The 348-nt window shown below is 48.9% G+C and carries 1 protein-coding gene; it reads right to left on the bottom strand.

Features of this window, described 5'->3' with window-relative positions:
• Positions 1-348: carbohydrate ABC transporter permease (locus tag AB9F26_RS22385; protein WP_369769142.1), on the bottom strand; the 348-nt coding region annotated here is incomplete at both ends.

The raw sequence follows: 348 nt of genomic DNA, 5'->3' as shown, positions 1-348 counted from the left end.
AGAATGATTGCTGAAAAAACAAGCATTATGGCGGCCGATTCCCCAAATTTTAGGAATTTGAAGGCGGTTCGATACCCAAGCGTTTGAGCGACTTCGGTTGCTTGAAGTGGACCGCCGCCGGTCGTCCCAAAGACGATATCGAATACTTTCAATGTATCAATCGTGCGAAAAATGATCACTGTAATCAACACCGGCTTGAGCAAAGGTAGCGTGATGTGCCGGAAAGTCTGCCAGCCAGATGCACCTTCTAACTCGGCAGCTTCATAAGGCTCCTGCGGGAGACTCTTGAGGCCCGCAGATAGTATGATGAACACGAAAGCTGTTTGCCACCATGTATCGACCAAGATG

This window comes from Falsihalocynthiibacter sp. BN13B15 (genome assembly GCF_041205415.1).
Lineage (GTDB): Bacteria > Pseudomonadota > Alphaproteobacteria > Rhodobacterales > Rhodobacteraceae > Falsihalocynthiibacter > Falsihalocynthiibacter arcticus.
Note: the sequence above shows the minus strand (reverse complement) of the source record. Positions and strands in the feature narration are given on the sequence as shown.